11 protein-coding genes and 1 tRNA gene are annotated in these 13,984 nt (G+C 64.4%); 7 read left to right on the forward strand and 5 right to left on the reverse strand.

Features of this window, described 5'->3' with window-relative positions; translation table 11 throughout:
- Positions 1-149: 149 nt before the first annotated feature.
- From MKI86_RS19945 to MKI86_RS19955, 3 genes are all read left to right on the forward strand, one after another.
- On the forward strand, positions 150-716 hold the full coding sequence (locus MKI86_RS19945) for a sugar transferase (RefSeq protein WP_241604608.1): 567 nt from the start codon (positions 150-152) through the stop codon (positions 714-716).
- A 109-nt stretch (positions 717-825) separates the two neighbouring features.
- Entirely contained in the window at positions 826-2,667 is a 1,842-nt protein-coding gene (locus MKI86_RS19950) for a nucleoside-diphosphate sugar epimerase/dehydratase (RefSeq protein ID WP_241604610.1), read from the forward strand.
- Between the two features lie 24 nt (positions 2,668-2,691).
- Positions 2,692-3,615: an NAD-dependent epimerase/dehydratase family protein gene (locus MKI86_RS19955; protein ID WP_241604613.1), complete on the forward strand. Its 924-nt coding sequence runs from the start codon at positions 2,692-2,694 to the stop codon at positions 3,613-3,615.
- 223 nt (positions 3,616-3,838) lie between these two features.
- Here MKI86_RS19955 and MKI86_RS19960 read toward each other — a convergent pair.
- Positions 3,839-3,913, reverse strand: a tRNA-Gln gene (locus MKI86_RS19960).
- Positions 3,914-4,143: 230 nt separating this feature from the next.
- Here MKI86_RS19960 and MKI86_RS19965 point away from each other — a divergent pair.
- Both MKI86_RS19965 and MKI86_RS19970 read left to right on the forward strand, forming a co-directional pair.
- Entirely contained in the window at positions 4,144-4,440 is a 297-nt protein-coding gene (locus MKI86_RS19965; RefSeq protein WP_241604615.1) for a cupin domain-containing protein, read from the forward strand.
- Positions 4,441-4,448: 8 nt separating this feature from the next.
- Complete coding sequence (locus MKI86_RS19970; RefSeq protein ID WP_241604618.1) at positions 4,449-5,384, forward strand: MBL fold metallo-hydrolase; 936 nt, start codon at positions 4,449-4,451, stop codon at positions 5,382-5,384.
- Here the strand turns inward: MKI86_RS19970 and MKI86_RS19975 are convergent, their stop codons facing one another.
- Positions 5,385-6,290 (reverse strand): DUF1499 domain-containing protein, encoded by a 906-nt coding sequence (locus tag MKI86_RS19975; protein ID WP_306424484.1) that lies wholly within the window; start codon positions 6,288-6,290, stop codon positions 5,385-5,387.
- A 347-nt stretch (positions 6,291-6,637) separates the two neighbouring features.
- Between MKI86_RS19975 and MKI86_RS19980 the strand changes: the two genes are divergently transcribed.
- Positions 6,638-7,018 (forward strand): hypothetical protein, encoded by a 381-nt coding sequence (locus MKI86_RS19980; protein ID WP_241604621.1) that lies wholly within the window; start codon positions 6,638-6,640, stop codon positions 7,016-7,018.
- 60 nt (positions 7,019-7,078) lie between these two features.
- Complete coding sequence (locus MKI86_RS19985) at positions 7,079-7,333, forward strand: cysteine hydrolase family protein (RefSeq protein ID WP_241604623.1); 255 nt, start codon at positions 7,079-7,081, stop codon at positions 7,331-7,333.
- Positions 7,334-7,351: 18 nt separating this feature from the next.
- Here the strand turns inward: MKI86_RS19985 and ppdK are convergent, their stop codons facing one another.
- From ppdK to smc, 3 genes are all read right to left on the reverse strand, one after another.
- Entirely contained in the window at positions 7,352-10,021 is a 2,670-nt protein-coding gene (gene ppdK, locus MKI86_RS19990; RefSeq protein WP_241604625.1) for a pyruvate, phosphate dikinase, read from the reverse strand.
- A gap of 178 nt (positions 10,022-10,199) precedes the next feature.
- Positions 10,200-10,346, reverse strand: coding sequence for a hypothetical protein (locus MKI86_RS19995; RefSeq protein WP_241604627.1), 147 nt, complete (start codon positions 10,344-10,346; stop codon positions 10,200-10,202).
- 80 nt (positions 10,347-10,426) lie between these two features.
- The gene (gene smc, locus MKI86_RS20000; protein ID WP_241604629.1) at positions 10,427-13,891 is read right to left on the reverse strand and encodes a chromosome segregation protein SMC; all 3,465 of its coding nucleotides are present in this window, start codon (positions 13,889-13,891) and stop codon (positions 10,427-10,429) included.
- Between the last annotated feature and the right edge of the window lie 93 nt (positions 13,892-13,984).

The following is a 13,984-nucleotide window of genomic DNA, read 5'->3' on the forward strand; positions in this document are numbered from 1 at the left end:
CCTCGCTCCAGGCGTCCTTCCTTCACCGCGAACACCCAACAAGCGTCAGCGGAAACCTGAACGATTCATATTTTATGGCGCTGGCGGTCGGGATGAATTTGGCCTATCCACGCAGAAATTGTCCGCGATTTCAGGCGAGGCTGTTACCAATGTTCTTGAAGCGTGCTTTCGATGTCGTCCTCGCACTCCTCGCGCTGGCTGTCCTCATCCTGCCTCTGGCGGTGATCGCCTTTGCCGTGCGTGCCACATCCAAGGGACCGGCGCTCTACTGGTCGCAGCGTGTCGGCCGCGACAACAGCCTGTTCTGGATGCCGAAGTTCCGTACGATGCGGATCGATACGCCCGTCGTTGCCACCCACCTTCTCGGTGATCCCGCCCGGCATCTTACGCCGATCGGCAGCTTCCTGCGCAAGACCAGCCTGGACGAGCTTCCGCAGCTCTGGTGCATCCTCAAGGGAGAGATGAGCGTCGTCGGCCCCCGCCCTGCACTTTTCAACCAGGACGATCTTATCGCCGCGCGCACTGCGAAGAATGTGCATCTGCTGCCGCCTGGGCTCACAGGCTGGGCTCAGGTTAATGGGCGGGACGATCTGACGATCCCGGATAAGGTCAAGCTGGACGCAGAATATCTGGAACGGCGCAGCTTTCTTTTCGATTTGCGCATTCTGGCCATGACGGCCATAAAAGTGGTCGGCGCGGCCGGTATCCAACATTAGCGAGTACATTGGCAGGATCATGTTAACTTCCGATCGGATCGACCAGTCCCTGGTCAGGCGCCTGAGGGAAAGTATCATCAGCACGCCCCGTTTCTGGAAACGGGTCCTGATGATATCACTCGACACCGGCGCGCTGCTGTTCGCTATCTGGGCAAGCTACGCGATCCGGCTTTCGGTATGGACGCCGGCAATCACGAGCGAGCGCCTGTTTCTTGCCGCCATTGCTCCTCTCGTCGCCATCCCCGTGTTCATCCGGATGGGCCTCTACCGGTCCGTGATCCGCTATCTGCCGGAAGCCGCGATATGGACCATTCTCAAGGCGATGCTGATCGCCACGATGAGCTGGGTCATCATCATCTTCCTGATGGAGATGGCCGGTCAGGGCATCGTACCCCGCTCCGTTCCCTTCTTCTATTTCGTTCTTGGAACACTTCTGATCGGCGGCATGCGCTTTGCCGCAAAGTGGGTCCTGATGTCCGGCACGGGCCTTCGACGCGACGAGGAACCGGTCTTCATCTACGGGGCGGGGCCGACGGCGGCACAGCTCGCCCGCGCCCTGAAGGGCCACGGCAACCGCTACGTCATGGGCCTGATCGACGACGACCCCTCCAACCAAGGCCGCGATATCGGCGGTTATCGCGTCTTTCCGTCCGGTGACCTGCCGTCGCTGATCGACCGCTACGGGATCAAGGAGATCATCCTCAGCATGTCGGCCATCCCGATGGCCCAGCGGCAAGCAGTGCTCGAGCGCGTGACGGAGCTGGGCGTGAAAGTGCGCAGCCTGCCTGACATTTCCGATCTGGTCGACGGCCGCTACATCGTCAGCCAGATTCGCGAAATCGAGATCGACGAGTTGCTCGGCCGCTCCTTCGTGCCCGCAGACAATGAACTGCTCGACCGGGCGCTCACCGGCAAGGTCGTCATGGTCACGGGCGCCGGCGGCTCCATCGGCTCGGAGCTCTGTCGCCTTATCATCCGCCGGAAGCCGGAAAAGCTCATCCTGTTCGAAGCGAGCGAATATGCGCTCTACCGGATCGAGCAGGAGCTGCTGACCGTCGGGGAACTGCCGATCGTTCCGGTTCTCGGCTCCGTGACGGACGCCATGACGGTGGACCGGGCCATCCGCAGCCACGGCGCCCAGGTTCTCTATCATGCCGCAGCCCACAAGCATGTTCCGCTCGTCGAGGCGAATGTGCTCGAAGGGATTCGCAACAACGTCTTCGGCACGCTGACTGTCGCCACCGTCGCCGCGGAGCGGAAGGTCGAAAGCTTCGTGCTAATCTCGTCCGACAAGGCCGTGCGACCGACCAACGTGATGGGGGCGACGAAGCGTTGGGCCGAGCTCATCGTCCGGCAGATGGCGACCGAAGCGCATGCGAAGTCGGAAGGGCAGGTCTTCTGCGCCGTCCGGTTCGGCAATGTGATCGGGTCGAACGGCTCGGTGGTGCCGCTCTTTAAGGAACAGATCGCCAAGGGCGGCCCGGTAACGATCACTGATCCGGACATGACCCGCTATTTCATGGCAATCCCCGAAGCCGCTGAATTGATCGTACAGGCCGGCGCGCTGTCAGCCGGTGGCGACGTCTTCCTGTTGGACATGGGCGAACCCGTGCGCATTGGCGATCTCGCGAAGAACATGATCCGGCTCGCCGGCTTCCAAGTCAGAGACAGCAAGAATCCCGACAGCGGCATCGCCATCGAGGTAATCGGCAAGCGCCCGGGAGAAAAGCTCTTCGAGGAGCTGTTCTATGATCGCAGCAACGCCAAGCAGACCCACCATCCGAAGATCATGCGCGCAGATTCGGCAGCGATCGCCCGCTACGATATGTCTGCCTGGCTTCGCGATCTCGAACAGGCGATCCTCGCTGAAGACGAAGAGCAGGCCAGGAAACTCCTGTTTGCCCTGATTACGGCAGACGACCTTCCGGAACAGACAGTCGCCCATGGCTAACTGCAAATACAGAACAGACCTCCGATGGGAATGACGCTGGTCACTGGTGCATCGGGATTTGTAGGGTCCCATCTCATGGCCGAGATGGCGCGGCGAGGATTGCCCGCCCGGGGTATCACGCGGGGCGCGACGCCGGGCCTGATTACGGTGCCTTCCTACGGCCCCGACATGGACTGGCACGAATGCCTTCAAGGCATCGATACCATCGTTCACCTCGCGGCACGCGTTCATGTCATGCGCGAGACGGCCGCGAACCCGCTTGCCGTGTTTCGCGAGGCCAATGTCGAGGCGACACTCAACCTCGCACGCCAGGCCGCCGAGGCCGGTGTCCGGCGCTTCGTCTTCGTCAGTTCGATCAAGGTGAACGGTGAGCGGACCGAGCCCGGAAAGCCGTTCACTGCCGACAACCCACCCAATCCGCAAGATCCCTACGGCATCTCGAAAGCCGAGGCCGAAGCGGCGCTGATGGCGCTGGGCCGGCAGACCGGATTGGAGATCACGATCGTCCGCCCTCCGCTTGTCTACGGCCCTGGCGTCCGCGGCAATTTCCGCAGTCTGATGAAATGGGCCGCCAGTGGCGGCCCTTCGATCTTCCCGCTTGTCAAAAACAAGCGCTCCTTCATCTACGTCGCCAATCTCTGCGACCTCCTGATCACCGTGCTGGATCACCCCGACGCGACAAATCGGCTGTTCCTGGCAAGCGACGGCCAAGACCTCTCCACGCATGAACTGCTCACGCAATTGACCCATGCCGCAGGCCGCCGCCCAAGAAACATCCCAATCCCCCTCCCCCTCTTGCGTGGCCTCGGCCTGCTCACCGGCCGCCAAGACCTCATAGCCCGCCTAACGGATAGCCTTCAGGTGGATGTGACACCGACCTGCCACTCGCTCGGATGGTATCCACCCGTGTCAGTCGACGATGCTGTAAAGCATTGTTTCGACCCGTGACTTTCAGCTAGGGAATACCGAATGCGACGTTCCAGCCGGCTTGATCGGCACGGCGAGAGGTATAGCAGCAGGTTGATCGATCGAAGTTCGGCGCCCCAGAGGGGATGCAACGCTGAGCAACCGGACCTACCCATAGTGATCCGGAAAAATGATGCGGAAAACTGTTCCGGTTTCCTTAAGGACGAACCGCGTAAGTAATTGAAAAATATATAGAAAGGCAGCGTGGCTGGGGCGCCAGGATTCGAACCTGGGAATGCCGGTACCAAAAACCGGTGCCTTACCGCTTGGCGACGCCCCAACTTGCGGGAGCCTGATAGCAAAGCGGGGGGGCGTGGACAATGCTTATGTTCTGCTTTTCTGCGATTATCTTGTGCCGAGTAGCGGGATTTGCACGGCGGTGCGAGCTTGGTGCTTGGCAAGGACTGGTGACGGGCGATAGGATTTGTGTCGGCCCGACCTGCACGGCTTCGCGTGTGAGCGCGTCTGTGCGTTTTTCCGTCCCGACATCCAATTCCGCAAGGAGCCCTCATGTCCCAGTTCCGCGCCCGTCCGCCGGCCGTCCCCACCGTTCTTCTTGACGATGCGCTGGTGCGTGTCACGCGGTGGGATTTCGAGCCGGGTGCCGATACCGGCCATCATGTCCATGGCCTCGGCTATGTCGTCGTGCCGATGACGGATTGCGATTTCCTGATCGAGGATGAGACGGGCGAGCGGCGCGTGCCCACGAAAGCCGGTGCCGTCTATCGGCGCGAGGCGGGCGTGGCGCACAATGTCGTCAATGGCGGTGACAAGCCGATGAGCTTCATCGAGATCGAATACAAGTGACGGCTGCCATGCGCGACGAAAAGGACGAAAGCCCGCGTTTTGAGCGCGATTTCAGGCCGGCCTATGGCGAAGCCGTTGCCGTGGCGCCGGGCGTGCAGCGCCTCACCGTCAACAATCCGAGCCCCTTCACGTTCCACGGCACAAACAGCTATATCGTCGGCGACCGATCCGTGGCGGTGATCGATCCCGGACCGGAGGACGAGGCGCATTTCCAGGCGCTGATGGCGGCACTTTCCGGGCGCGAGGTAACACATATCGCGGTCAGCCATACGCATCGCGATCACTCGCCGCTTGCCCGCAGGCTGAAGGCCGAGACCGGCGCCATCATCGTCGCGGAGGGGCCGCATCGCGCCGCACGGCCGCTGCATGCCGGCGAGAGCAATCCCTTCGCCGAAAGCTCGGACACCGCTTTCGTGCCCGATGTCGCGCTGGCGCATGGCGAGCGGGTGGAAGGCGACGGCTGGGCGCTGACGGCGCTTTTGACACCGGGCCACACCGCAAACCATGCGGCCTTTGCACTGGAGGGGCCCGAAGGCATCGTCTTCTCGGCCGATCATGTCATGGCCTGGGCGACCTCCATCGTCGCGCCGCCGGATGGGTCCATGGCGGACTACATGGCGTCGCTCGAGCGGCTGCTGCAGCGGGACGACCGGCTGTATTTTCCCGGCCATGGCGGACCGGTGACGGAACCGGCGGCTTTCCTGCGCGGCTTGCGTACCCACCGGCGCATGCGTGAGCGGGCGGTGCGTGAGCGCATTCGCGCCGGCGACCGGCTGATTGCCGATATGGTGAAGGTCATCTACCGCGAGACCGATCCGCGCCTGCATGGTGCTGCAGCCCTCTCGGTGCTGGCGCATCTGGAAGACCTCATCGCCCGCGGCGAGGTGGTGACGGAGGGGGCGCCCTCGCTTTCGGGCCTCTATTTCCCCGCGCCGGGCCTCTGATCAGTCGCCTGCGATGCCGAGCAGTTCAGCGTCGAGCGCCTTCAGATACCCTTCCACCAGATCCGCGCCGATACCGAGGTCATGTGCGCCTGTGCGGGAGGCGGCGCGCATGTCGACCAGCGTGGTTTCGGCTTCTTCGCGCAGGCGAATGACGACGTCGAAGCGCAGGCCGAAGACCAGGCTGCGCCACTCGCCCTGCACCAGCACATCGCCCGCGCTGCCGAGATGCGGCATCAAAGGCGTTTCGAGCGGGCGTGCTTCGGGTATCGGCACCTCGCCCAGCGCCTCGACCCCCTGCCCCGCCTTTGCGGGCTCGACGGCAAGGTCCTCAAGATCGGTCAGGATGTTGTCCAGCCCGTCTTCCGCGACGATCCTGATGCCATAGGCGTCGGACACCTTGCGCACACCCTGATAGACGCGATCGAGCGCGCCGTCGTAGCGCCGGCCGGAAAGAGCCGGATAGGCATCGAGTTGCAGTTGCCGGTCCTGCGGCGTGACCGTCTGGGCACGGGCCGGCCAGCTCTTTTCCGCCACCGGCTCGACGATCCATGGCGGCGGGGCGCTCGTATCGGTCGTCACGTCGTAGAGGGCGGGCTTGTAGATGTAGGAATAGACGGCAGCAGCAGCCACGCCGAGCGGCAACAGCGCAAAGAGCAGCGCGATGAGCGAGGCCTTTCCGCCGCGTGCGCCGACATGCCAGAGGCGCGCAAGCCCGACAGCCGCCATCAGCACGGCGAGGCCCGCAACGCCACAGGCGAAGGCGCCAAGCACAAGAAAATGCGGCGTCGTCAGAGGGCCGAATCGGTGGGCCGCGACGACGACGACAAAGAGCGCGCAGGAGAACAGCGACAGGCGACGCGCCCACTGCGCGGCGTAGGAAACGGGCCGTTCGTACTGGATCGTTATCGCCATGGCCTCACCAAGTGTCGATGCGCTTTGGTGAAACCCGTTCACCGCAAGCGCCTTTCCTGCGTCACGCCGTTCCTGGTGCGAAGGGTACGCGCCAGAAACCGGATGCGCCGGCGGCGAAGCCCCGGCTCCCTTCCCTAGCGCAGGGTCGCGCATTTTTCCATCCGCCAGAACCACCGGACGGGATGTTGTCAGGCAGCAACAGACGCGAAGAAACCGCGCCTGCCGCAAAATTGCCACGCTCCTTAACGAACTTTCCCGGGACGGGGGTAGTTCATCTTTAACGCGATTCCGGCCGAAGGCCGCTTTTTCATTGTTGCAGGGATCGCATTAGGAGGAAGACAATGTTGCCGACGCCGACAGCCGCCGACACCACAACCGCTGCCAATAGCGGGGAATCCGCCCTCCCGCTTGAACTTCTGGAACTGGAGCTTTCGCTCGACGGCTTTTCCGGCGACGCAGACGCGTTCGCCGATGCCGTGCGGAATGCCGCCAGCCAGCTGGACGGCGATTTCCTCTTCGAGTTGCCGGCTTCCGGCCTTGCGGAAGACTGCCAGCGCATCGCGGCGCTGCGTGTGCCCAAGGGCGAGAACGGCGTGCTGGAGGTGGTTTTTGCGTTGCTCGATGCGGAGGCATCATCCATTCGCGTGGAAAACCCCGACGAAAAGACGGCAGACCTGAAGCGTTTCGCCGACGCATTTGTGGATGTGCTGCAACGGATCTAGCACTTGCCGAAACGGCGGCGCTCGCCTACTTCAAGCCAGCAACTGATCGCCGGAGCCAGCATGTCACCGATCTCATCCCGCCTGATCGCCCTTGCGGCGGTAATGCTTGTGCTGGCTGGGTGCCAGACCGCCGAGGAAATCCGCGCCTCCGATGAAAATCGTTGTGCCTCCTACGGCTTCCGTCCGCGCACGGACGCTTTCGCGGCATGCCTGCAACGCATCGATCTCGACCGACGGGCGGAACTGCGCGCGGCAAGCCGCGATGCGCTGTTCATGCCGCAGCCGGTCTATGTCGTGCGGACCTACCGTCGCTGACTGTCTAAGCCTACGCGTTCAAACCTTGCCGTTGTTAAATGCCGCCTGGGCGGCGGCAAGTCGTGCGATCGGCACGCGGAACGGCGAGCAAGAAACATAATCCAGCCCCGCATCCTCGCAGAAATGGATCGACGCCGGGTCACCGCCATGTTCGCCGCAAATGCCGAGCTTGAGGTCGTTGCGCGTGCGTCGTCCGCGCTCGGCGGCAATGCGGATCAGTTCGCCCACGCCGTCGAAATCGAGTTGCACGAACGGGTCCTGCTCGACGATGCCCTTCTGGATATAGGTCGAGAGGAACGCCGAGGCGTCGTCACGCGAAATGCCGAAGGTGGTCTGCGTCAGGTCGTTGGTGCCGAAGGAGAAGAACTCCGCCGATTCGGCGATGACATGGGCCCGCAACGCCGCGCGCGGCAGCTCGATCATCGTGCCGACGAGATAATCGATCTTTACGCCGCTTTCGGCGATGACCGCCTTTGCGACGGCCTCGATGCGGGCTTTCACGTAGTCGAGCTCGGCCTTCAGACCGACAAGCGGCACCATGATTTCGGGCACCACGGCGGCCCCCGTCTTCTTCGCCGCTTCCACGGCAGCCTCGAAAATGGCGCGCGCCTGCATCTCGGCGATCTCAGGATAGGAGATCGCGAGGCGACAGCCGCGATGGCCGAGCATGGGGTTGAACTCGTGCAGCGTATCGACGCGGCGGCGCAGCACGGCCTCCTCGATGGACAGGGCCGCGGCAACCTCGGCAATCTCCTCGTCGCTCTTCGGCAGGAACTCGTGCAACGGCGGATCGAGCATGCGGATGGTCACCGGCAGGCCGTGCATGATCTCGAACAGCTCGGCAAAGTCCGAACGCTGCATGGGCAGGAGCTTTGCCAGCGAGGCACGACGGCCAGCCTCGTCCTCGGCGAGGATCATCTCGCGCATCACATTGATGCGGCTACCCTCGAAAAACATGTGCTCGGTGCGGCAGAGGCCGATACCCTCGGCACCGAAGGAGCGCGCAGCGCGCGCATCCGCCGGCGTTTCGGCATTGGTGCGCACCTTCATGCGGCGCGTGCGGTCGGCCCATTCCATGAGGCGGCCGAAATCGCCTGACAGTTCCGGCTGGAGCATGGGGATCGCGCCCTTCAGCACCTGGCCGGACGAGCCATCGATGGTGATGACGTCGCCCTTGCGCAGCGTCACGCCATGGGCGACGAGCAGTTCGTTGCGCAGGTCGACGCGCAGCGTACCGGCGCCGGAAACACAGGGCGTGCCCATGCCGCGCGCGACGACCGCCGCATGGCTCGTCATGCCGCCGCGTGTCGTGAGGATGCCCTGCGCGGCATGCATGCCGTGAATGTCTTCCGGGCTCGTCTCGATGCGCACGAGAATGACCTTGCGCCCCTCATCCTGCGCCTTCACGGCATCTTCCGAGGTGAAGACGATCTCGCCGGTTGCCGCCCCCGGCGAGGCGGGCAGGCCCGAGCCGATGACGTCGCGGCGGGCGCGCGGATCGATGGTGGGGTGTAGAAGCTGGTCGAGAGAGGCGGGATCGATGCGGCTGACGGCCTCGCCCTGGCTGATCAGCCCTTCCGTCGCCATATCGACCGAGATCTTGAGTGCGGCCTTCGCGGTGCGCTTGCCCGCGCGGGTTTGCAGCATCCACAGCTTGCCGCGCTCGATGGTGAATTCGAGGTCCTGCATGTCGCGGTAGTGCCGCTCCAGCTGGTCGCAGATGGCGCGGAATTCACCGAATGCTTCCGGCATCAGCTTTTCCAGCGACGGCCGGTCGGAGCCGGAGGCGATGCGGGCTTCCTCGGTTATGTTCTGCGGCGTGCGGATGCCGGCGACGACATCCTCGCCCTGCGCATTGACGAGGAATTCGCCATAGAGCGCATTTTCGCCCGTCGAGGGATTGCGCGTGAAGGCGACACCCGTGGCGGAGGAATTGCCGAGATTGCCGAAGACCATCGCCTGCACATTGACAGCCGTGCCCCAGACGGCGGGAATGTTGTGCAGCGTGCGGTAGGTGACGGCACGGGCGTTCATCCAGCTGGCGAAGACGGCGCCGATCGCGCGCCACAGCTGGACCTCAGGGTCCTGCGGAAACTCTTCATCCAGTTCCTCGCGGATGGCCTCCTTGTAGCGATCGACGACCTCCTGCCATTCCGCGGCCGAGAGCTCGGTGTCGTTCTCGTGCCCGAGCCGGCCCTTCTCGTCTTCCAGGATTTCCACGAAGACCTCGTGGTCGAGGCCCATGACGACATCGCCGTACATCTGGATGAAGCGACGGTAGCTGTCCCAGGCAAAGCGCGCATCGCCGGCATCCTCGCCCAACCCCGCGACCGTCGCGTCGTTGAGGCCAAGATTGAGAACGGTGTCCATCATGCCCGGCATGGAAGCGCGCGAGCCGGAGCGGACGGAAAGCAACAGCGGCTTTTGCGTATCGCCGAAGATGCGGCCGGTGATGGTCTCCATCCGGCGCAGGCCGGCACGGACCTGATCCTTCAGGCCTTCCGGCAACGTGCGGTCATTTTCGTAATAGTGATTGCAGGCATCGGTGACGATGGTGAGACCGGGCGGGACCGGCAGGCCAAGATTGCACATTTCGGCCAGGTTCGCGCCCTTGCCGCCGAGCAGGTTGCGGTCTTCCGCACTGCCCTCGGCACGGCCGTCCCCAAAGGTGTAGACCCACTTCTCCATCAACGCCTCCCACATGCGCGCTCGCAATCTACAGGAAGTGCATCCCTTTGAAAACGCGGCATGATGGGAATTATGCTGCACTGCGTCAAAAATGCGACGGCAATGCAATATAGCGTTGATTGAGATGGAGAAGCCGCGTTCGAAGGCAGAACACGGCTTCAGAGGTTACGCGCCAGCGTCAGTTGCCCTCGATCGAAAGCCCCTGATCGTTGAGCTTGATCTCGACCCCATCGGGCTTCTTTTCCTGCTGATAGGCATAGTAGGCGAACCCGGCCACCACGACGACAAGGGCGCCGATGATCATGTAGAGTGCGTTTCTGTTCACGTGTGATCCCCAATTGCGTATGCAGCGCTGCAAACCCTGCAGGCCAAGATAAACGCATCAGAGAGGCTATTGTTCCGGCGTCAGGATGCTTCGCGCAGCTGTTCTGCGGTCTGGAGGTCGACGGAGACGAGCTGGGAAACACCCTGTTCGGCCATGGTGACGCCGAAGAGGCGGTTCATGCGGGCCATGGTGATGGGATTGTGGGTGATGATGATGAAGCGCGTCTCGGTGGAGGCCGCCATCTCGTCCATCAGGTTGCAGTAGCGCTCGACATTGTGGTCGTCGAGCGGCGCGTCCACCTCGTCCAACACGCAGATCGGCGCGGGATTGGTGAGGAAGACGGCAAAGATGAGGGCCATCGCCGTCAGCGCCTGCTCGCCGCCCGAAAGCAGCGTCATGGTCTGCGGCTTCTTGCCGGGCGGGCGGGCGAGGATCTCCAGCCCGGCATCCAGCGGATCCTCGCTCTCGATGAGCTGAAGCTCTGCCGTGCCGCCGCCGAACAGGTGGGTAAACAGGCGCTGGAACTGCGCGTTGACCACATCGAAGGCGGCGAGCAAGCGCTCGCGCCCCTCGCGGTTCAGGCTCTGGATGGCAGACCGCAGCTTGCGGATCGCCTCGATGATATCCTCGCGCTCGGTGACGATGGCATCGAGCTTTTCGGACAGTTCGCGCTGCTCTTCCTCGGCGCGCAGGTTGACGGCGCCTAGACGCTCGCGCTCGATCCTGAGGCGGTCGAGGTCCCGTTCGGTCTCGCGCGGATCGGGAAGCGGCGCGTCGACGGCATGGCCGGTCAGCCGCAGGGCCTCGTGCGGCGCGCAGTTCAGCGCCTCGCGAATGCGTGTCTCGCCTTCGATGCGGCGTTCGCGCGCCGAGACGAGGCGCTCTTCGGCACGGCCGCGGGTTTCGCGCGACTCAGCCAGCTGCGAGAGCGCGGTCGTGGCTGTGCGATCGGCCTCGCGCTGGCGGTTCTCGGCCTCCTGAAGCGCGTCGGCGGCTTCGCGGCGCGCGGCCTCGGCATTGGTGAGGCCGGTCAGCAGTTCGCGGCGCTTTTCCTCGATCTCGTCGGGTGCCTCGGCCAACTCCTCCATTTCCTCGCGCGCTTCCGCCTCACGGTCACGCAGCGTGGCGATGTGGCTTTCCGCGCTCATGGCGCGCGTCGTCCAGGTCTCACGCTCGGCCGAGATCGCCATCAGGCGACGGCGGCGGTCGGCCATTTCGCGGGCGAGGCCGTCATGGGCGGCGCGGGCTTCCGCCAACGTCGCGCGGTCGGTCGCGACATCCATGGTGTGGGTGCGCAGGCGAAGGTCGAGATCGGCAAGGTCGGGCGCGTCTTCAAGGGCTGCGCGGGCATCCTCAAGCGCTTCTGCCGCCTCTTCCACCTGCCCCTCGATCTGCGCGCGCGTCTCGCCGAGAACGGCGCGGCGGCGGATGAGATCGCCCGAGGCGCGCTCGGCCGTTTCCAGCGCCTCGCGGGCCTCGGCAAGCGCGCGGGTGGCGACACGCTGCGCCTCGCGGGCCGCCTGCTGGCGCTGCATTTCGGCGCGGATCGTCTCGGCGGCACGGGCAAGGTCAGCCTCGGCATCCGCAAGTGCGGCGCGGGCGTCGTCCAGTTCGGCTTCCAGTTCGGCGAGGCGGTTCTTCTGCTCCAGGCGCAGCGCCGCGGCGCTCGGCGCATCAGCGCCGGTGACATGGCCATCCCACCGGAACACCGCGCCCTCGCGGGTCACGAGCCGCTGACCGGGCCTGAGCTGCGGCAGGAGGGCAAGCGCATGTTCGACATTGCCGGCAATACCGACCTGGGCAAGGCGACGATGCAGAACCGCAGGTGCACGGACATGGGCGATGAGAGCCGGCACGCCGCCCGGCAGGGCCGCATCGGCGGAGGCATCGCCCGACGCGCGCCAGTGAACGGGCGCGTCCACATCGGCCGGCGATTCGAGATCGTCGCCAAGTGCGGCGCCCAGCGCCGTTTCATAGCCGCGGTCGACCGCGACATCCTCGACGACGGGCGCAGAAGAGCCCGCGCTCGTTCCGGCCTCCAGCATGCGGCGGATGGTGCGGGCTTCCGTCTCGATACCCGCCAGCCGGGCGCGTGCCGTGTCGACGGGACCGCGCAGGGCGGCTTCGCTGAAGCGGGCCTCCTCCAGCGCCTCCTCGACGGCGACCAGCATCTCGCCGGCGGCTTCCAGCGCTTCCTCGGCCTCCTGCACGGCGGCGCGGCGCTCTTCCGGGTCGGGAAGTGCCGCAATGCGCGCATCCATTTCGGCAAGCTCGCGCGCCTGCGCATCAAGCTGCTGGCCAAGCCGCAGATGGCGCTCGGAAAGATCGCGGATCGCCTTTTCCAGCTGGTTGCGCACGGCCTGCGCTTCGGCGCGCTCGGCGGTGACTGTGGCAAGAGCGGCTTCGCTTGTTGCCAGCCTGGCCGCCGCTTCGTCCATCGTCTCGCGGGCGGCTTTGGCACGCTCGTCGGCCTCGGCTAGGATTTCGCCGATTTCGGCCTTCTCGGCCTCAAGGCGCTCCAGCACGGCGGCATTATCAGCCACCATGCGTTCCTCGCGCACGATATCCTCGGCAAGCTGCGCCATGCGGCGGCCGAGTTCGTCGCGGCGGCGCAGCAGGCGGGCGGAATCCTCTTCGAGCTGGGCCCTTGCGATCTGCAGGCGCTGGAGCACGGCGGCAAGTTTCGCCTCGTTTTCGCGCAGTTCTGGCAGCTTGAGGCTGGCGACGGCCTGGTCCTTGGCGGCCTGCATCTGGGCGTTCGCCCGCTCGGCGACGAGCGAGGTGGCCTGATTGAGCTGGCTTTCCGCTTCGCCTTCCGCCTCCTTCGCCTGCACCCAGCGGATATGCAGAAGCATCGCCTCGTGGCGGCGGATATCGGCCGACAGCGCCTTGAAGCGATTGGCCTGGCGCGACTGGCGCTTCAGGCTTTCGATCTGGCTTTCGAGTTGGGAAGTGACATCGTCGAGCCGTTCGAGATTGGTTTCGGCCGCACGCAGGCGCAGTTCCGCCTCATGGCGACGCGAATGCAGGCCGGAAATGCCGGCCGCTTCTTCGAGCAACTGGCGGCGGGCCTGGGGCTTGGCCTGGATGAGTTCGCCGATCCGCCCTTGCCCCACCATGGAGGGCGAGCGGGCGCCGGTGGAGGCGTCGGCAAACAGCAGCTGCACATCCTTGGCGCGCGCTTCCTTGCCGTTAATGCGGTAGATGGAGCCGTTCTCGCGCTCGATGCGACGCGAGACCTGGATCTCGTCCTCGTCGTTGAAGGCAGCCGGAGCCGTACGGTCGGAATTATCGAGATAGAGGCCGACTTCGGCGGTGTTGCGCGCCGGGCGGTTGCCGGAACCGGAGAAGATGACGTCGTCCATGCCGGACGCACGCATATTCTTGTAGGAGTTTTCCCCCATCACCCAACGCAACGCCTCGACAAGGTTCGACTTGCCGCAGCCATTGGGCCCGACCACGCCGGTCAGGCCGCGCTCGATGACGAATTCGGTTGGTTCGACGAAGGACTTGAAGCCGAGAAGACGGAGCTTGTTGAACTTCATGCGGCCGCCTCGAGGGTGGGATACCCTCCTCTGGCCTGCCGGCCATCTCCCCCACAAGGGTGGAGATTGAATCGTGGCGACGCCTTGCCTCCA

The sequence above is a fragment of the Shinella sedimenti genome, assembly GCF_022601905.1.
In the GTDB taxonomy this organism is placed as follows: Bacteria; Pseudomonadota; Alphaproteobacteria; order Rhizobiales; family Rhizobiaceae; genus Shinella; species Shinella sedimenti.

Coding starts and splice junctions, on each gene's coding strand:
- MKI86_RS19985 (WP_241604623.1), top strand. CDS start 7,079: ATGTCACCGATCTCATCCCGCCTGATCGCCCTTGCGGCGGTAATGCTT.
- smc (WP_241604629.1), bottom strand. CDS start 13,891: ATGAAGTTCAACAAGCTCCGTCTTCTCGGCTTCAAGTCCTTCGTCGAA.
- MKI86_RS19980 (WP_241604621.1), top strand. CDS start 6,638: ATGTTGCCGACGCCGACAGCCGCCGACACCACAACCGCTGCCAATAGC.
- MKI86_RS19945 (WP_241604608.1), top strand. CDS start 150: ATGTTCTTGAAGCGTGCTTTCGATGTCGTCCTCGCACTCCTCGCGCTG.
- MKI86_RS19955 (WP_241604613.1), top strand. CDS start 2,692: ATGGGAATGACGCTGGTCACTGGTGCATCGGGATTTGTAGGGTCCCAT.
- MKI86_RS19965 (WP_241604615.1), top strand. CDS start 4,144: ATGTCCCAGTTCCGCGCCCGTCCGCCGGCCGTCCCCACCGTTCTTCTT.
- MKI86_RS19950 (WP_241604610.1), top strand. CDS start 826: ATGATATCACTCGACACCGGCGCGCTGCTGTTCGCTATCTGGGCAAGC.
- MKI86_RS19970 (WP_241604618.1), top strand. CDS start 4,449: ATGCGCGACGAAAAGGACGAAAGCCCGCGTTTTGAGCGCGATTTCAGG.
- ppdK (WP_241604625.1), bottom strand. CDS start 10,021: ATGGAGAAGTGGGTCTACACCTTTGGGGACGGCCGTGCCGAGGGCAGT.